This window comes from Pseudoalteromonas luteoviolacea NCIMB 1944 (assembly GCF_001625565.1).
Taxonomy (GTDB): Bacteria; Pseudomonadota; Gammaproteobacteria; order Enterobacterales; family Alteromonadaceae; genus Pseudoalteromonas; species Pseudoalteromonas luteoviolacea_F.
Genome location: NZ_AUXS01000086.1, coordinates 82,128 through 99,822, shown reverse-complemented (window position 1 = coordinate 99,822; position 17,695 = coordinate 82,128). Strand labels below are relative to the sequence as shown.

Sequence of the window (17,695 nt, the reverse complement as noted above, 5' to 3'; positions counted from 1 at the left end):
GAAGCGGGCCGGGGATCCTGAGAGCTAGCCCAAAGGCTTAGCTTAAAACAGAAATGCGCACGGCAAACGCGAAAAATCACGGACATTGTCTGTGATTGTGAAGGAATTAAATACCGTGTGCATGATACGAATGTGAGTTGAATATGATTGAGGGTAGGCACAGATGAGACGTAAATAGTTATTTACAAATTAACTATTTATCACTGGCCATTTCTAACTCAGCAAAGCGCGACATATCATTTTGGGAAGATAATGCAGGCTCAAATTCACTATTCATAAAGCGTTCTACCACTTTTTCTAGCTTAATGTGTATGCCGTTGTTTGAATCCGAATACCCCAATTGGTAACCCGCTTCAAAGGCCAATATTATTGCTTTTTTTGTATTCATAACCACGTCTATTCCTTCGTCTGTTATCGCCTGTCAAAATTATATATTTTATAACAGGTTGAAAATCAATCTATCATATCCATTAGGTGCTTATCTACAGGAAAGTAAATTTTTTCACATTTTCCCGGTTGGTAAGCAATCATTTATCCTATATAGGAATTGTTTCAATTTGCAGAAGGTGTGTGGGGCGATTTGCATTCAGTTTTCGTGTGCAAGAGTGACTTGAGCCGAATCTTTTATTGGGTTAGTATCAAAATGTCATGTTCAATGGCATATCATAATTAGAGACATATCATAAATTGATTTTTCGAGGATGCGAAGTTAATGGAAGGAATATACCAGTTTGTTCAGAGTACTTTCTCTGAAGTTTGCAATATAGATAGTGAAGAGATCACGCCAACGACCAATTTGTTTTCAGACTTGGGCATAGAAAGCATGGACTTTATGGACGTGTGCTATTTAATTGATGAGAAATACAGCATTCGTATTCCCATCGGTGAGTGGATGGGACGGGTTAATGAAGGCGATGAGTCTGCTGCAGACTTATTTGTATTTGAAGGCTTTGTGAAGGCGGTATCTAAGCTAGTTGAAGCTGAATTTGCTTAATGCTACTTTGTCGTTCTAAGATGTGATATCTAAAAGTAATTTATAAACACAACTCTGCCCGTATGCGTATACCCTATGCCTGTGCGGTTGCCTGTGTCTGATGTCAGCTAGGTGCGCTAAAGAATAGTAACTAGTGGACGCCACACGTTACGTGTATGAATGTTTATTTTAGATAGGCCAATTATAAATAATATGATCTGCTGTTGTGCGCAATCGCTGTGTTTTGCGCGACTGAAAGCTGCTAGAGCATGCAAACGGCTGACATATTTTCAATACTGTTACAAAACCGCTGGGTGCGCATTCACAGATAGTTAGGTATCGCGCATGAAGTGGTGTTATCGGTCAGAAGTTTTGGAGAAAACTCATGGATAGTTTGCAGTCGTTTGATGATAACGCACCAATAGAGAGGGTCATTACTGCACTTTTAAAAGATGGAGCCGTTATTCTTGATAAGTTGATCAGTGATGATGAAGCAGAGCAATTAAAAGCTGAAATTGAACCTGCGTATGATGCATTTCATGGCAAGGCCAATTCCAAGTTCTATGGGTTTAAAACCCGCAGGGCTCTGAGGCTGTTTGAGTACTCAAACAAAGCAATTGAGGTGTGTAGCCACCCTCGAGTTCTTGAGATCGCGGACAATATATTGCTACCGCATTGCGACTATTATCAGATAGATAAGTCAGTAGGCATTGAAATCTTCCCCGGTGAAGATAAGCAAGCAATACATCGTGATGACGTACAATATCCAATCCAAATGCAGGGTATGAACTTAATGTTTAGCTGCTTAGTCGCATTGGATGAGTTTACCCATGACAATGGTGCGACCTTGGTGGTGAAAAATAATCGCAGTATTCACAACGAGCCGACTTACGATCAAGCCTGTTCTGCGGTCATGAGCAAAGGGTCCGCGGTGGTTTATTTGGGCAGCACTTATCACGGTGGAGGCAGTAACGACAGTCTTCATTCGCGCAGTGCACTAGCCACCATGTACAGCCTTGGTTGGCTAAGGCAAGCTGAAAACCCATATTTGTCACTGGCGCCAGAAACCGTCGAGAAATTACCACTGAGAACCAAGCAGTTACTTGGGTACAGGCAATTTGGCAAATACCTTGGTCACTATCCTCGGGACCCTGAGCGGCGATATCCTGGTGGGTATTAATCTATGACACCTTTTCACTATTATCAGAATTAGCAAGAATCAGAGTTGCAACATGAATAAATTGGCACCAAAAAACGGCAAATATACAAGTTATCAGGATGTGATCGCAACCGATAAAATTGCCCCGCCGGAGGATATGCATACGCACTCTTCGGCGCAATATGATTTTCACTCTATCTCTAAAGCCCGCTATACCGAAGCTGAATACCATGATTTGGAGATGAAAAAAGTGTGGTCGCGGGTCTGGCAAATGGCGTGCCGGGTCGAAGATATCCCTGAAGAGGGGGATACCTTTGTCTATGAGATAGGCCACCTATCCTTGATAGTTGTGCGCGTTTCGGACGATGAGCCGCAAAGCTTGAGTGAGACTAAGGTAATCAAGGCATATTATAACTCCTGTCGCCATCGAGGACGTAAACTGGTTGAGCATAACACCAGTGTGCAATGCATCAGATGTCCGTATCATGGTTTCACTTGGTCTCTAGAAGGCGAATTGACGGAAATTCCGTATGAGTGGGATTTTTCCAAAATAGAAAAGAAGTCGATGCCACTGCTAGAAGTGCGTGTTGATGTATGGGATGGCTTTGTGTTTATTAATATGGACCCAGATGCTGAGTCTCTTAAATCCTATCTAGAAATTTTGCCTGAGCAGCTTGCAAATAACTTTTATGGCGAGCAAGTTGTTGTAAAACATAGCCAGCAAGTGTTACCTGCAAATTGGAAAACTGTCATGGAATCCTTTATGGAAGGATTGCATGCCCACGAGACTCATGGTCATACATGGGCGCATCTTAGCGATATATTGCAATATGATACATTTCCGGGCGTCCGTCATATATCGAGAAGCTTTCACGCCGTTGGATTGCAAGTCAGTGAAGGCCGAGAAAAGCTGACCGAGCAGGAGATCATGGATCACTTCCATTACAACGTGCATCTTGGCAATCCAGATACACCGTCCCCCCAGTTAGGCCAAGGGGTAACGGCTCGGCAATATATGGCAGATATTATGCGCGCCCAGCACACATTAAAAACGGGCAAAGACCATATGCATCTATCCGATGCAGAGGCTCTGGATGTACTGCAATACACCTTGTTTCCGAATATCATTTTGTTCCGCGGGATCACGCTACCGATTATTTTGCGCTTTAGGCCAAATAAAAATGACCACAGCCAATGTATTTTCGATATCTTTTTTCTTGAAGATAAGCCGAAAAGCCAAGTTGAGTCTCCCGCTGTGGAGACGGTTCATATGGCTTCGGGTGATACCTATGAAGAAGCTGGCGTTTTGGAAGACTGGCTGGGTCATGTGTACGACCAAGATATGGTGAATATTGAGAATATGCATGGCGGCTTGCTGTCAGGACCTGATCAGGAAGTGTATCTAAGTGACTATCATGAGTCGCGGATCAAGCACTTTCACCATGCATTGAACCTGTACATGAATAAAAAGCTAGGAGGCGAGTAATGCTGGTCAACAATGAAACATGTGTGTCTACAAAGCCCTATTTTGAGATCCCAGATAAACATGTGGCCGAGTTTTTAGAGTTTTGTGATAAGTTCATTGCCAAGACGGCTAATGAGCCAAAATGTATGCATTACATTTTTTCTTTTGATGGTAACAAGGGTCATTGCCAGGAGTGCTATGAAGACGCAGAAGGCGTCTTGGCGCATTTGCAAAATATTGATGAGTTAAATCGCCAGGCTATGCACTTGGCGACAATATTTCGCTATGAGGTACATGGTCCAAAAAGCGAATTAGATAAACTCAGAGGGCCACTGGCTTTTTTGAACCCGATTTATTATGAAACCCGATGCGGTTTTCGTAAGGTATTGGAACCGACGAGTTAAGGCTTGGTAGGCGGATACAAGTTGGCCACACAAAATGTGGCATACACCAGAGATGGGGTAGTGATGTCCGCTAGTTTAGATAGCCTTTTTATAAAGTGAAAACTTTGACAAGTGGGGTTTCCCCGCTTTAAACAAAGCTTAGTTAGTTGTCGTTTAAGGGAGCAGGTGCTTTTTGTAAGCACTGTGTTGTCTAGGCGCGTACAGTGAGACGGATGTAGTGGCAGTATCCTCTGCTTCAGCAATATGGATGTGAACACTGGCAGTGATGCTAAGTGGTGAGCGCAAAAATTTGTTAGCTAATGCTTTACTGGTGTGAGTAGATAGGCCGTCAGCGTTTACTCAAAATGAACAAGATAATCTTTATTGGTGCGAAGTTATATTATGAACATGGATGCATTTAAGCAACGAATTCAATTAAAAAATAGTGAAATCCACTTGAGCTCTGCTCTCGAAGTAACCGATGGTAATGCCGCTCTTTTTGCACAACACGTACGTGCATTATTAGAGGGGAAGCTACCCTTAGATGAAGCGCACCTAAAAGGGCATGTCAGCACTGACAGTTCAATTCCTTTTAGTTTGTCTGATATTCAATATGCGTATGTGATCGGTCGAAATCCAGGCGTTGAGTTAGGTGGTCGCTCTAGCAATTTCTATATTGAGATCGATGTTGAAGATGCGGACGTTGACGCATTAACGACTTCACTCAATCATGTGATCTCATTGCATCCTATGTTACGCGCGGTATTAAGCGGTGATGGTCAACAAAAAGTGCTTGAACAGGTGTCGCCCTACCAAATTGAAATACTGGATGTGTCTGGTTTAGAACAGCATGAGCAGCAGGCCGCATTGGCTGCACATCGCCATGAGCTAGAGAGCACATTATTACCTTTAGATAACGCCCCTTCTTTTGTGATCAAGGCCATTCGCCTGAACACGGGCTTGGTGCGCCTAGCAATCTATTTTGATTTGATCTTTGTCGATATGCACAGCGTATACCTGGTGCTACAAGATTGGTTTGGCCACTATCAAACTGGTACTGTGAGCACACAATCACGACCTAGCTTCAGCGATTACTTAAATTGTGAATCGTTACTCACTGATCAAGCGCAAGGTCGAAAAGATGCTGCATACTGGGAAGATAAACTCAATACACTACCACAAGCACCAGAAATGCCGTTAAAAAAGGCGCCTAGCTTACTGTCTCAGCCCCGGTTTTGTCGTTTATCTAAAGCTTTGCCAGCAACGTTCATTGAGCAACTCCGCGTCGTTGCAAACAGTGGCGGAATGACACTCGAGGCCTTATTTCTTGGTGCCTATGCTGAGGTGGTTCGGCAGTGGTCAAAGGCACAGGATTTCACTTTGACCGTGACTCAGATGAGTCGTCGGCCCTATTTCGAAGGTATAGAACACACGGTGGGTAACTTTTTACAACCTGTACTATTGCCTATCGAGGGGGGACAAAACGAGACATTTTCACAGCGATTGCTGGCCTTACAGTCATCCATCATCAACAATCGCTTACACTCGTCCCACAATAGCATCAAGGTGCTAAGAGCGCTGACAAAGCAAAGTCAATCAAATCGTGCGGCTTCATTTCCTGTGGTATTTAGTAATACACTCGACTATGACCTACAAGAAGTGGTGAAAAGCCCTTCTTGGCCAGGCATTCACAGTCGATATATGAGCAATACAACGCCACAGCTGTGGTTAGAAAATCAGCTGACCTATGAGCAAGGACAAGTAACGATAAACTGGAACTATGTTGAAGAGTTATTCCCAGACGGCATGATCCAGGAGATGCAAGAGGCTTATCTGACGCTATTAAATGCCTGCGCCAACGATGCAAAGCTGCTTGATAAGCAAGGGGAGGTCGTTGATTTACCTGAGCATGATGCCAGTGCCCGGCAGCAAGCAAATGACACGGAGATAGCGCTCAACCCGACTTTACTTCAAGATTTAGTATTGAACGCAGCGCACAAGCATCCTGATCAGGTCGCCTTGGTACAAGGTGATCGCCAAGTCACTTACTCAGAGCTGCTTAATAAAGCCCAGTGGATCGCCAATCAGATCGGTCGCAATGTCAATATTTGCGCCAATGATATAGTGGCCGTCACCCAGCAACAGGGCCCAGATCTGGTCATTGCGATAGTCGGTGTGTTGTTATCAGGAGCTGCTTATGTGGCCATAGACCCAAATCTTCCCAGTGCCAGAAAAGTGAAATTACTAGAGCGCTGTGATGCCAAAGGCGTGGTTGGAGATACAAATACCTTAGCTGATTTTAAACAGCTCAGTGATATCCCACACTGTGATTTATTCGGATATGATGCTGCGCAGACGGCATCAACTATGTCGCACCCCGTTCCCGAACTGGATGATTTGGCGTATGTGATCTTCACATCGGGGTCCACCGGAGAGCCCAAAGGGGTGATGATCTCCCATCGCAACGCCGCCAATACGGTAATAGATATTAATCGTCGTTTTAATGTTAGCAGCGATGATGCGGTACTGTCCGTAGCCCCGGCTGGATTTGATTTATCTGTATACGATTACTTTGGCGTACTTGGTGCCGGAGGACGGGTTGTCTTTGGCAAGCCTGAGTCGGCACAAGATCCGCTGCTGTGGTATGAAGAGCTGATCGAACATGACGTGACAATTTGGAACAGTGTTCCGGCACCAATGAAAGCGTTAGTAGACAAAAACACCAGCAATTTGTCTCAGTCCAAACTCAGATTGGTATTGATGAGTGGTGACTGGATCCCGGTTGATTTACCCGATCGAATCAAAGACGTGCTGCCGCACTGTGAGGTTATCAGTTTGGGCGGCGCAACCGAAGGGTCGATATGGTCTATTTTCTACCCTATTCAAGCCGTTGATGACAAATGGTCGAGTATTCCTTACGGAAAACCATTGGCAAACCAGCGTTTCCATGTATTAAACGAGTGGCTGTCTCACTGCCCGCGTTGGGTGACAGGTGAGCTGTACATTGCCGGTGAAGGGGTTGCACAAGGGTATCTTGGCGATAAAGAAAAAACTGCCCAGCGCTTTTTTGACCATCCAGTAACGGGAGAGCGCTTGTATAAAACTGGTGATTTAGGAAAATACATCGCCGATGGCTACATTGAGATTTTAGGGCGAGAAGACAATCAAGTAAAAATCAACGGCTATCGAGTTGAACTTGGTGAAGTGGAAGTGTGTTTATTGGAGCATGAACACATTAGTCATGTTGTGGTGGGGGCACCCGCGCACCCGAGAACAGGACAGAGGCATATCGTCGCATGGATTGTATCTGATAAGCCTCAAGCTGAGTTAGATCATGATGCGTTGCAAACCCAGTTGCGAAACCTAGCCCAGCGTGAACTCCCCAACTATATGATCCCGTCTTATTATATTGTGTTGGATGCGATGCCACTTACCAGCAACGGAAAAATAAGTCACAACGAACTGCCTAGCCCTTGGCAAGATCTGGACAATGAGGCGGAGCAGAGTGTGCAAGCGGGCAATGAAATTGAAGCTGCACTTTTAGATATCTGGATCAAACAACTTCAGCATGATTCGGTCGATGTGACCAGCGGCTTTTTCGATATTGGCGGAGACTCCTTACATGCAGTGGCGCTAATCGGCACGATCAGAGAGCAATTTGGTATTAACACAGATACCGAACAAGAGATCGTGGAAGGGCTATTTATGAACTCAAATATTCAGTATTTTGCCCAACTCATCCACAAGGACAACGAGACAGAAGAATAATAAGGAAAGCGCAATGTACAGCGACGAAGTGCACAATCAAGTTTTTGATTACATTGTTATTGGGGGCGGAACGGCCGGGTGTGTCATGGCTGCTCGATTGTCTGAAGATGAGCAGGTCTCGGTATTATTAATTGAGGCAGGTCAGGACTCCGATGCAAACGAGGAAAATAGCCCGTTAAGAGATGCCTCTCAACTGGTTTTGGACGGGTATAATTGGGATTATGAAGCGAACCTCAGTGGCAGTAACCGCTTCATGTCAGAACAGCCTGAGGTGCCCGCGAAACCGGGTAAGCGTGTACCGGATAAGTTATTTGGTTACAAAGCGGGCAAAGTGATGGGCGGTTCATCAGCGGTCAATGGCGCTGTGGCGCTGCGCGGGTTTCCCAGTGATTTTGACACATGGGCTGAACTGGGTTGTCCAAACTGGCAATGGGATAAGGTAAAACCTTGGTTTGATCATTTAGAAGCTGATGCGGATTTTGGTGACACCGACCGCCATGGTAAAGATGGATACTTGCGGATCCGGCGACCTTCTGAGGCTGAGCTGCACCCACTGGATGTGCTCTTCTCGCAGATCTGTCAAGAATATCACATTCCCTATACTGAAGATTTAAATCACGGTGAGCAAACAGGTGTCGGGTTGGTGCCTTCCAATGTTGGCCGTGAAGCTGAGCGATTGGATGTGTATCGCTCTTATCTTGAACCTATGCGAGAGCGCAAAAACCTCCATGTTTTAACCGATGTGATGGTCTCTCATGTGCAGTTTTCGGGAAACAAAGCGACCGGGGTCAGGGTGCTACAAGGCAACTCAGCGCGTGAACTACAGGGGAAACAGGTGGTGCTCTGTGCTGGCGCGATTGGCAGCGCGGCAATTTTACAGCGTTCAGGCGTGGGGGATGCGACCCATCTAGACAAGCTTGGTATTCCTGTGGTGGCTGATTTACCAGCTGTGGGAGGCAACTTACAAGATCACAGTGCCGTGGTGTTATGGGCCAAGCCCAAACAAGCGCTATGCACCAGTGGCTCTCCATGGCGTCAGGTCGCCGCCCGATTACCCAGTGGTCATGACAGTCAAATTGATGTGCAGATTGGTCTGCTCAACAATGTGAGTAGTAAAACGGTGCCGCGATTTAGTCAACAAGGTGAAGATACCATGCTTATGGGCGCCTCGGTGATGTTGATGCGGCCTCAGGCGCGTGGCCGGGTGTTTATCGAAACGACATGTGCAAAAACCAGCCCTGTGATTGATTTTCCAATTCGCCAACATGAAGAGGATATTAAACGCCTGATAGGCGGAGTGAGAAAGATCTGGTCGGTGATAAGGCATGAGAAACTTGCGGACTGTCTAGAGGACATCCCTATCTGGTCTGACTCCATGATCAACAATGACGTTGTTATGCACAATGCGATGAAAAACTTGGTGAATCCTGGTTGGCATGCCTCTGGCACTGTGTGTATGGGTGAGCCCGGACAAGCGGGCACAGCCGCCGATGAACAGGGCAAGCTCCATGGCCTAGAAGGGATCACGGTTGCCGATACCTCGTTATTCCCGCGTGTCCCGTCGATGCCAACCAATTTGACCACCATCATGGTAGCGGAGCGGATCGCCAATAGTTTAAAAGTAGGAGCACTACAATGAGTGTGGACAAAAAAAGAGTGGTGTACGCCTTTCCGCACTTGGGCGCTGGGGCTGCGGTATATAATGCGTGGAGTAAGTATGCACAGCAACAGCCTTTGCTGCTGTTCAAAGCGATTGAGATCCCTGGCAGAGGGGCTTTAGGCGGTAAGCCACACATTCAAGAGCTGGACGAATTAGTGAATACACTCGCCGATGCGTTACATTTGCACTATCTCAGTACACAAGAGCAGTGTCAGGATTGGATCACATTTGGGCATAGCTTTGGTGGCGTGATCAGCATGGCAGTAAACCAATTGCTAGAGCGTAAATACGGGATGCGACCGACATTCAGTATCATTTCTGCCTCGCCAGCCCCCTGCGTGCAAGCGCAGGAAAATCTGCATTTGCTGAGCGATGAAGCGATCTTGGAAAAAATCAGAAGAGATAAAGGCACCCCCGAAGCGGTGCTTAATCAACCTATGATTGCCAACCGGCTGATCAAGCAGCTGCGCAGTGACTACACAGTGAAAAGCCAGTTTAGCGCGTTAAAACACATGCGAGTTAAGCAGCCACTAACCCTGATCACCGCGTCAAAAGACTTTGATGTGCCAGAGCAGGATGTCTTTGCCTGGCAGGAACACTCCACAGGCAGAACGAAACACGTAGAAGTGGCTGGGGACCATTTTGCAATTTATGACAATTGGGACGTGGTGGAGCGCGAAATGTTGCAAGGGTTAATGTCTGAGCAACCGGTATGTTAAAGAAGCGAGGGGATAGCAGTGAGTAAAGATATCGATTCGTACAACGAGTTTAGAGAATACTGCCGAGATTTTTTGCAACGGGAAGCAGTGCCCTATCAAGCTCAGTGGGAGCAACAGGGATTAGTGGATCGCTCATTTTGGAAAAAGCTGGGTGAAGCTGGGTTGCTTGGTATGGAGATTGACCCCGAGTATGGCGGTCAAGGTCGCAAGGGCATTTCGCATACAGTGATACTGACAGAAGAGCTTATCAGCGCTGGACTGACAGCACCTATCATTATTTCACACAACGATGTTCTGGCCAGTTACATCAATGCACATGGCACAGAGCAACAAAAAAGACGCTGGTTGCCAGCGCTGTGTAGTGGTGAAAAAGTGGCAGCGATTGCCACCACTGAACCTGGGGGCGGATCTGACTCAACAGAGATAAAGACCACAGCAGTGCGGGACGGTGAAAAATATGTCGTCAATGGGAGCAAGGCCTATATTACCAATGGCGTCAATGCAGACATCGTGGTAACCGCGGTACAAACGGGCAGCGGTCAGCGCGGTCAAGGGCTGAGCTTATTGGCCCTTGAACGAGGTTTGAATGGTTTTACACGCGGTGCCGCGTTGAAGAAGTTAGGGTGGCACGCCAGTGATACTGCTGCGCTTTATTTTGAGGATTGTCATGTGCCCGCAGACAACCTAATTGGCCGTGAAAACATGGGCAGCTACTATTTTATGACGGCCATGACTCGAGAGCGTTTAAGCATTTCATCGGTGGCGGTGGCCACCGCTGAAACCATATTGAAAGAGACGCTGGAATACAGCAAAAACCGTATTGCATTTGGTCAACCCATTGGCTCTTTGCAACACAATAAGTTCACACTCGCCAATTTAGATACCGAAGTCAAAATTGCTCGGATCTATCTCAATGATGCGATTGACAAGTTTAATCGCAAAAAACTCAATGTCGATGACGCGGCTCGAGCCAAGCTATGGACAACCAATTTGCAGGTTAAAGTGGCTGAGCAGTGCATGCAGTTACATGGCGCTTCGGGTTACATGAGTGACTCCAGCATGGGGAAACATTGGGTAAATAGCAGAGTGCAGAAAATTTATGGTGGCACCAGTGAAGTGTTGCAAGAAGTTATTGGAAAGTCGATTGGCCTTTAGCAAATTTGGAGAGAATAATGAGCGAAAAATTAGATAGTTATAAATTAACGCAGGACCACCAGTCGTGGACGTCAAAGCCTGCGACTTTGGAAGAGTGGCAAATTGTTAATGAGTGGGCACTGGCTGAAAAATGGGATTTGGGTCTAGGTGATACCGAGTGCTTTTTTAATATTGATGATCAAGGCTTTTATTTGGGCTATGTGAATGGTGAGCCAGTTGCATCGGTGTCAGTCGTTAATTATAGCGATGAATATGCCTACGCTGGGTTTTACTTGGTTGCACCTGGTGCTCGCGGTAAAGGATATGGATTGCGTTTGAGTTACGATGCATTTCACCACTGTGACAAGCGCTCAGTTGGGCTCGATGGCATGCCTGAACAGGAAGAGAATTACAAAAAAGGCGGGTTTGTCACTCATTATGAAACTTCGAGGCTGGTTGGAGTGCACAATCAGCAAGTTGATGCACCACAAGGTGTGCAAAATATTAGCGCGGACAATATCGAGGCGGTTATTGAGTTTGATGCGCAAATTACTGGCTATTCACGTGCTGCGTTACTGCAAAATTGGTTCAGCGGAGAGGGGCGTCACGGCTTTTTAATTGACTCTGGTGATGGTGTCTTAGGTGTGGTCGGGATCCGCCGCTCAACTGACGGGTATCGACTCGGTCCTCTGTATGCGGAAAATCAAGCGGTCAGCGAGAAGTTGTTTGCGATGGCGATGGCGCAGGTGCCACTTGGCACCCAGGTAACGATTGATGCACCGACGCTGGACCTTGGCTTTATCAACACCTTAAAAGCGTTAGGGTATGAGGAAATATTCCATACATTTCGCATGTACAGAGGCACAGAGCCACAAGGTGAAAAGCACAAAATTCAAGCTATTGCCTCATTGGAACTCGGCTGATCATAGCGCTTTATGCGCTATTGATTAGACATAATCACGCCCGAATAAAGAGATAAATAATGACACAACAGCCCACATTATTTGAATGGATGGGGGGACGGGAAGCCGTGTCCACCCTACTAGAAAAATTTTATGAAAAAGTGAAGCAAGATGACTTATTGCAGCCGCTTTTTCAACATATGGCAGATGACCATCACACCCATGTTGCGATGTGGTTTGAAGAGGTACTCGGCGGCACTTCGATTTATACCGAAGAGCGCGGTGGCTTTAAAACCATGATCCGCAGGCATCGGGGAAGAAAGATCCAGCCGGAACAGCGCGAGCGCTGGGTTGCACTGATGTTGCAAACCGCAGACGAAATTGAATTGCCTGCCGATCCCGAGTTCCGTTCAGCCTTTGTCGCATATATCGAATGGGGATCTCGACGAGCACTGGCTAACTCGCAACCGGATGCTCCTCCCTCAAAACGAGAAACTGTGCCGCGTTGGGGATGGGGGGAAGCACCTCCGGGAACTGAGTAAGTTTTAACCTAAATTACACTAATCATTGGTAGACAAAGATGGACGAACATAACAAGAAAGCGCGTATCCTGATAGGCGTCTCTGGATCCGTGGATATCGTTTTACTTCCTAAGTATTTGCAAACGATTAAAGCCAACATAGATTGTACTTTAACGGTATTGATGACTAAATCAGCCGAGGTTTTTATTCCGGCAACCACCATTGCCCTATTCGCAGATCGGGTGATCAGTGGTGAAAAGCCAGAAGATTGGCCAACGGATAAGCCTTCTAGGATCATTGCTGATCATGACATTGTGGCTGTGATGCCTGCGACTGCCAACACCTTAGCTGCAGTGGCAACAGGCAGTGCACCTAATCGACTTGCTACCATTATTATGGCTGCGACTTATCCCGTGTTGTTTTTTCCAGTGATGGGGGCCAGCATGTGGGAGAAACCCGCTGTACGCAGAAATGTGCAGCAATTACGAGAAGATGGTTATCAGGTGGTCGAGCCCGTTTGGCACGAAAACTTTGATGTTTCGTTAGCACGTATGGTGGGACACCCATCTTTTCCAAACCCAGAGGATGTGGTCGCCATTTTACGCGATAGCATTGGACGTTAACAAAGCCGCGCCAAGGTATTAAAACGAAAACAGGTCAACTGGGTGTTGCGTGTTTCTCCAGTTGGCTTTCACAACAACAATAATTAGAAGGTGTGAAGGTATGTACCAAGCGAGAAGAGATAGACGACAAACCATATATGCGCATTGGCAATGGTATTGTTTACTAATGATGAGCCTGTTGTTCCCAGCAACAGCGATGAGTACCCCACACACCAATAAACCAGACTTTATCGGATTTGAAAGCGGTCCGGTTCGACCTTTAGCGATATCTCCTGACGGCAAGCGTTTGTTTGTCACCAACATTCCAGATAATCGTTTGGAAATTTTTGATATTACACACACCACTCCCCGCCTTTTAGGCTCAGTCATGGTGGGGATGGAGCCTGTTGCCGTGGCGGTTTTAAGCAATGACATAGTCTTTGTTGCTAACCACCTTTCGGACAGTGTCAGTGTCGTGAACGTGCGAAACCCTGCAAGCGCGTTTGTTAGTAAGACACTTCTGGTCGGTGATGAACCGCGTGATATTGTCGTCACAGATCCTGATGGCAGTGGCCCCGCCAGCCCGAGGCTATTTGTTGCGACGGCACATCGAGGCCAACACCGAACCCACCCGAGTATTGCCAATGTACCTGGTGCCGGTGATCCACAATTGACAACACCGGGTGTTGGGCGTGCTGATGTTTGGGTGTTTGACAGTCATCAATTGGGCTCCGAGCTGGGCGGAAAGCCACTCAAAATAATGTCCTTTTTCTCGGACACTCCCCGTGCATTGGCGCTCAGCAATGATGGAAAGCGCGTCTATATGGCCGCGCACTTTTCACATAATAGAACCGCGCTGGTGAATAACTTTACCATTTGTAATGGCTTTGAACACGCAGGCCCCTGTGAAACGTTGGATGGTCAAGCGTCACCAAATGGCCCTGTCAACGCAGATGGCAAAGGGATTTTACCAGGAGGGTTGCCAGCGCCAGCTGAGAACTTTGAGGGCTTCAAAGCACCAGAAACCAGCTTGATAGTACAGTTTGACCCTAATGCAGGACCGGCTGATAATGACCTCAATACTGGCCAGTTTGTCGATGCACAGGGCAGAAACTGGAGCAATGGCGTACGTATGCACCTGCCAGACAAAGATGTTTTTGTCATAGATGCATTGGATTTGCAGGAAGTCGCATTTCATCAATCTGTGGGCACGACGCTATTCAATATGGCGGTGAACCCGCGCACTGGTGTGCTTTACGTGAGCAATACCGAGGCGCAAAATATGAAACGCTATACTGGCGAGGGCTATAATGGCAAATCGCTGCGAGGGCATATTGCAGAGTCGAGAATTACCGTGATCACATCAGCGGATGAACATGATCAAGGTGGCAATAATGTCATCCCTCGTCACCTCAATAAGCACATTGACTATAATCAGCCTGTCGCCCCCGCAGAGGTTAAGGCAAGTAGTCTGTCCACTCCTTTGGAAATGGTCGTTAGCCAAGATGGACAGATGTTATATGTGGCTGCATTTGGCTCTCAGGCGATTGGCACATTTAATACCACAGCCCTTGAAAATGATACTTTTGTTCCCAGCGAGGCGTCACACATTCAGCTCTCGGCAGGAGGTCCTGGCGGGTTGGTGCTGGCTGATAACGATAACACTCTATATGTCTATACGCGCTTTGATAATGGTATTTCAGTGGTGGATACCAGAACCAAGCAAGAAGTTGATCACGTCACGCTTTTTAATCCTGAGCCTGAGTCTATCGTAAAGGGGCGCCCCTATTTATATGATGCCAAACTGACCTCAAGTAATGGAGAGGCATCGTGCGCCAGTTGTCATATTTTTGGTGATCACGACTTTATAGCATGGGATTTAGGGGATCCAAATGAGCGCGTTAAAAACAGCTCATTGCCGATCAATTTGCGTGAATTTTTTGAGTTTGCGTCCTCATTTGACCCCGTTGGGGCTGAACGTCTAGCTGCGCTCAATGGGGATGCCGAGGTCAATCAATTTCACCCACTTAAAGGCCCTCTGTTGACGCAGACGCTAAGAGGGATCAGCACACATGGCGCCATGCATTGGCGAGGCGATAAACTCAATGGCGTATTCACCGCAGATCCTGATAACCCCAGTTTGGATGATGCGTTCGATGAAGCCCTTTCATTTATTAATTTTGCGCCAAGTTATGCGTCTGTCAACGGCATGGCTGAGCCGCTGTCAAAATCGCAAATGCTGGAGTTTTGGGCATTTACAAAAGCACTGTTTATGCCACCAAACCCGGTTAGAAATCTGGACAATAGTCTAACGCCAACTCAACAAAATGGCAGAGACTTCTTTTTTGGTCTCAAAGAAAATGTCACCATGCCAGACGGAACTGAGATAACGGTCACACGACGCGCGGTATTTTTGTCTGAGTTAGATAATATTCTGTTGAAACAAACGACCGGATTGGACTTTGTCGGTGGCTTTAGTTGTGAAGGGTGCCACGCATTGGAACCCGAAAAAGGTTTTTTTGGTACCAATGGCAGACAGAATATGGAAGATCCGCAAATATTGAAGATCCCCCATTTACGCAATTTGGCCAACCGGGTCGGTGCGTTTGGCATTGTGCCCAATGAAGATGTGAACATGCATACAGTGCCTGATCCCAGTGTATTTGACTTCAAAGGCGATCAGATCAAAGGCTTTGGCTTTTTGAAAGACGGCGGCATTGATACTATCGGCAACTTTTTTGGCTCCAGTCGTTTCTTTGATACGGGCAAAGGCACTGGATTTCAAACGGCACAACAGCGGTTGGACACCGAACAATATATGTTCGCTTTTCCAGGGGACTTAGCACCGATTGTGGGGCAACAGATCACATTAAAGCGTTATACGGAACCCGGGTTTGAGCGGGTTAAACTGCTGCTCAAACGTGCGAGAGAAAAGTTTGTTTCCAAAACACTCGGTGGCGAAACTGTCGAAGCCGATGTGGTCGCAAAGTGCTTGGTTCACGGCAAGCCGCGAGGCTTTTTGTATAACCAATACGGTTTATTTACCTCTGACAGAGGGTTCCCACTGCTGACACTTGGCCTAGTATTTAGAATGTGTCATGGGCCTGTGACTTTCACCGCAGTTCCTCCGGGTTCAGGTTATCGGATCGGTATTGACAGAAATACTGATGGCCTGCCGGATGGTTTTGATTGGTTTCGCTGGGGGGATTAAAAAAATGAGGTCATAACGACGAGTTATGACCTCAATTAACGGCTGAATTCTCTGTGTGTATCCCTTTGTTCTGCGCGCAGAGGCACCACATGTCTAAACTGTAAAGTGGGAGAAGAAAAATCACGCGTTGTGCACTGGATGGCCAATGCGCCTTGATACTCTGTACCTAGTTGAAACTGCAAAAATTGGTAATTTTCGCTTACCGGGGCGCTAGGCTCGGTATGACATACATGAATACGCTGTTTTAAAAATTGAAAATAAAACTGATTGAGGGGGAGCGACATACCCTGCCCGCACGCTTTGATATATGCCTCTTTTAATGTCCAGAGCTGATAAAAGTGGTGGTGCTGTGTTATAGGGTCCATAGCGGTTAAGGTATTCTTTTCATGCTGTGTAAAGTACCGCGCAGCTATGTCGATGATTTTCTCTCGTCGGTGTATCCACTCAATGTCTACCCCGACTTCTCCTTCGCCATGAACAACGAGTACCACAGCCCCTTTGGTGTGGGACAGGTTAAAGTAAAGAGGTGTATTGAGGCGATTCACAATGGCTGGTTTACCAAAACGGTTCTTTTTGAATAGCCATTGATGTGGCGCAATCTCTGGGCAGTATCGGGACAAGGTGCTTTTGACGAGTGCGCGAGTCACCAAAAATTGATGCCGATGCTCATCGTATCTGAATCGCTGGTATTGTGCTCGCTCTTCATCACTGAGCAGTAATTGATATTGGTCTAATAACGCAGGGCAGGTGATCTGCTCATCCTTTGTAATCCAAAGCGGTATTGAAAGGTGCTGAGTCATACCGCACTCATTAGCAGGATACGGTTTCTATTTCACAGGGGAGCTTGATCTGCACCGTGTTGTTTTCAACCAGAATATCATAACTTGTGAGTGGACGTTTGGTGAGCGATCCCAAAGACGCGCCATCGGATAAATTAAATTTCGCCCCATGTAACGGGCAGATCAGTTTTCCAGCTTTGACTTTGGCATTTGTCATTGGCCGGCTTTGATGGGGGCAGCTATTTTTGAACGCGTAATATTGGCCATCGAATTTGCACAATAGGACATTGTACCCGTTGATTTTAAGTGCCATGCTCTTCCCTTCTTTGAGCTGGTCTTCTGTTGTGGCTATATGATAGCGTCCTTGAACTAATGTCATGGTTTCATCCTTCCAAAACTTATTGTCTGGTTCTTGTCAG

At 46.7% G+C, this 17,695-nt stretch carries 15 protein-coding genes; 12 read left to right on the top strand and 3 right to left on the bottom strand.

Going from position 1 to position 17,695, the window contains the following annotated elements; all coding sequences use genetic code 11:
- Positions 1 to 193 precede the first annotated feature (193 nt).
- Positions 194 to 388 (bottom strand): hypothetical protein, encoded by a 195-nt coding sequence (locus tag N483_RS25005; RefSeq protein ID WP_023402297.1) that lies wholly within the window; start codon positions 386 to 388, stop codon positions 194 to 196.
- 324 nt (positions 389 to 712) lie between these two features.
- Here N483_RS25005 and N483_RS25000 point away from each other — a divergent pair, with 324 nt between their 5' ends.
- The 12 genes from N483_RS25000 to N483_RS24945 all read left to right on the top strand — a co-directional run bounded on the left by N483_RS25000 (position 713) and on the right by N483_RS24945 (position 16,497).
- On the top strand, positions 713 to 994 hold the full coding sequence (locus N483_RS25000; RefSeq protein ID WP_023402296.1) for a phosphopantetheine-binding protein: 282 nt from the start codon (positions 713 to 715) through the stop codon (positions 992 to 994).
- Positions 995 to 1,358: 364 nt separating this feature from the next.
- On the top strand, positions 1,359 to 2,153 hold the full coding sequence (locus N483_RS24995) for a phytanoyl-CoA dioxygenase family protein (RefSeq protein ID WP_023402295.1): 795 nt from the start codon (positions 1,359 to 1,361) through the stop codon (positions 2,151 to 2,153).
- A 52-nt stretch (positions 2,154 to 2,205) separates the two neighbouring features.
- On the top strand, positions 2,206 to 3,618 hold the full coding sequence (locus N483_RS24990; RefSeq protein WP_023402294.1) for an aromatic ring-hydroxylating oxygenase subunit alpha: 1,413 nt from the start codon (positions 2,206 to 2,208) through the stop codon (positions 3,616 to 3,618).
- The gene (locus N483_RS24985) at positions 3,618 to 4,001 is read left to right on the top strand and encodes a putative quinol monooxygenase (RefSeq protein WP_023402293.1); all 384 of its coding nucleotides are present in this window, start codon (positions 3,618 to 3,620) and stop codon (positions 3,999 to 4,001) included. The genes N483_RS24990 and N483_RS24985 overlap by 1 nt, the downstream gene beginning before the upstream one ends.
- Before the next feature lie 381 nt (positions 4,002 to 4,382).
- The gene (locus N483_RS24980; protein WP_023402292.1) at positions 4,383 to 7,748 is read left to right on the top strand and encodes a non-ribosomal peptide synthetase; all 3,366 of its coding nucleotides are present in this window, start codon (positions 4,383 to 4,385) and stop codon (positions 7,746 to 7,748) included.
- Positions 7,749 to 7,761: 13 nt separating this feature from the next.
- Entirely contained in the window at positions 7,762 to 9,387 is a 1,626-nt protein-coding gene (locus N483_RS24975) for a GMC family oxidoreductase (RefSeq protein ID WP_023402291.1), read from the top strand.
- Positions 9,384 to 10,127, top strand: a complete 744-nt coding sequence (locus N483_RS24970) for a thioesterase II family protein (RefSeq protein WP_023402290.1) — start codon at positions 9,384 to 9,386, stop codon at positions 10,125 to 10,127. Before N483_RS24975 ends, N483_RS24970 begins: the two co-directional genes overlap by 4 nt.
- Before the next feature lie 18 nt (positions 10,128 to 10,145).
- Complete coding sequence (locus N483_RS24965) at positions 10,146 to 11,282, top strand: acyl-CoA dehydrogenase family protein (protein WP_023402289.1); 1,137 nt, start codon at positions 10,146 to 10,148, stop codon at positions 11,280 to 11,282.
- 17 nt (positions 11,283 to 11,299) lie between these two features.
- A complete protein-coding gene (locus N483_RS24960) occupies positions 11,300 to 12,184 on the top strand; it encodes a GNAT family N-acetyltransferase (RefSeq protein ID WP_023402288.1) in 885 nt (294 codons plus the stop codon).
- Between the two features lie 59 nt (positions 12,185 to 12,243).
- Positions 12,244 to 12,705: a group II truncated hemoglobin gene (locus tag N483_RS24955; protein ID WP_023402287.1), complete on the top strand. Its 462-nt coding sequence runs from the start codon at positions 12,244 to 12,246 to the stop codon at positions 12,703 to 12,705.
- 38 nt (positions 12,706 to 12,743) lie between these two features.
- Positions 12,744 to 13,307 (top strand): flavoprotein, encoded by a 564-nt coding sequence (locus tag N483_RS24950; RefSeq protein WP_023402286.1) that lies wholly within the window; start codon positions 12,744 to 12,746, stop codon positions 13,305 to 13,307.
- Positions 13,308 to 13,407: 100 nt separating this feature from the next.
- Positions 13,408 to 16,497 (top strand): YncE family protein, encoded by a 3,090-nt coding sequence (locus N483_RS24945; protein ID WP_023402285.1) that lies wholly within the window; start codon positions 13,408 to 13,410, stop codon positions 16,495 to 16,497.
- A gap of 35 nt (positions 16,498 to 16,532) precedes the next feature.
- On the opposite strand, the gene N483_RS24940 is transcribed toward N483_RS24945, so the two are convergent.
- A complete protein-coding gene (locus tag N483_RS24940; protein WP_023402284.1) occupies positions 16,533 to 17,297 on the bottom strand; it encodes a 4'-phosphopantetheinyl transferase family protein in 765 nt (254 codons plus the stop codon).
- A gap of 10 nt (positions 17,298 to 17,307) precedes the next feature.
- The gene (locus tag N483_RS24935) at positions 17,308 to 17,655 is read right to left on the bottom strand and encodes a Rieske (2Fe-2S) protein (RefSeq protein ID WP_023402283.1); all 348 of its coding nucleotides are present in this window, start codon (positions 17,653 to 17,655) and stop codon (positions 17,308 to 17,310) included.
- Positions 17,656 to 17,695 lie beyond the last annotated feature (40 nt).

Bases quoted from the DNA above. Each gene is read 5' to 3' on its own strand.
- N483_RS25005 (WP_023402297.1), bottom strand. From the start codon at position 388: ATGAATACAAAAAAAGCAATAATATTGGCCTTTGAAGCGGGTTACCAA.
- N483_RS25000 (WP_023402296.1), top strand. From the start codon at position 713: ATGGAAGGAATATACCAGTTTGTTCAGAGTACTTTCTCTGAAGTTTGC.
- N483_RS24995 (WP_023402295.1), top strand. From the start codon at position 1,359: ATGGATAGTTTGCAGTCGTTTGATGATAACGCACCAATAGAGAGGGTC.
- N483_RS24990 (WP_023402294.1), top strand. From the start codon at position 2,206: ATGAATAAATTGGCACCAAAAAACGGCAAATATACAAGTTATCAGGAT.
- N483_RS24985 (WP_023402293.1), top strand. From the start codon at position 3,618: ATGCTGGTCAACAATGAAACATGTGTGTCTACAAAGCCCTATTTTGAG.
- N483_RS24980 (WP_023402292.1), top strand. From the start codon at position 4,383: ATGAACATGGATGCATTTAAGCAACGAATTCAATTAAAAAATAGTGAA.
- N483_RS24975 (WP_023402291.1), top strand. From the start codon at position 7,762: ATGTACAGCGACGAAGTGCACAATCAAGTTTTTGATTACATTGTTATT.
- N483_RS24970 (WP_023402290.1), top strand. From the start codon at position 9,384: ATGAGTGTGGACAAAAAAAGAGTGGTGTACGCCTTTCCGCACTTGGGC.
- N483_RS24960 (WP_023402288.1), top strand. From the start codon at position 11,300: ATGAGCGAAAAATTAGATAGTTATAAATTAACGCAGGACCACCAGTCG.
- N483_RS24955 (WP_023402287.1), top strand. From the start codon at position 12,244: ATGACACAACAGCCCACATTATTTGAATGGATGGGGGGACGGGAAGCC.
- N483_RS24950 (WP_023402286.1), top strand. From the start codon at position 12,744: ATGGACGAACATAACAAGAAAGCGCGTATCCTGATAGGCGTCTCTGGA.
- N483_RS24945 (WP_023402285.1), top strand. From the start codon at position 13,408: ATGTACCAAGCGAGAAGAGATAGACGACAAACCATATATGCGCATTGG.
- N483_RS24940 (WP_023402284.1), bottom strand. From the start codon at position 17,297: ATGACTCAGCACCTTTCAATACCGCTTTGGATTACAAAGGATGAGCAG.
- N483_RS24935 (WP_023402283.1), bottom strand. From the start codon at position 17,655: ATGACATTAGTTCAAGGACGCTATCATATAGCCACAACAGAAGACCAG.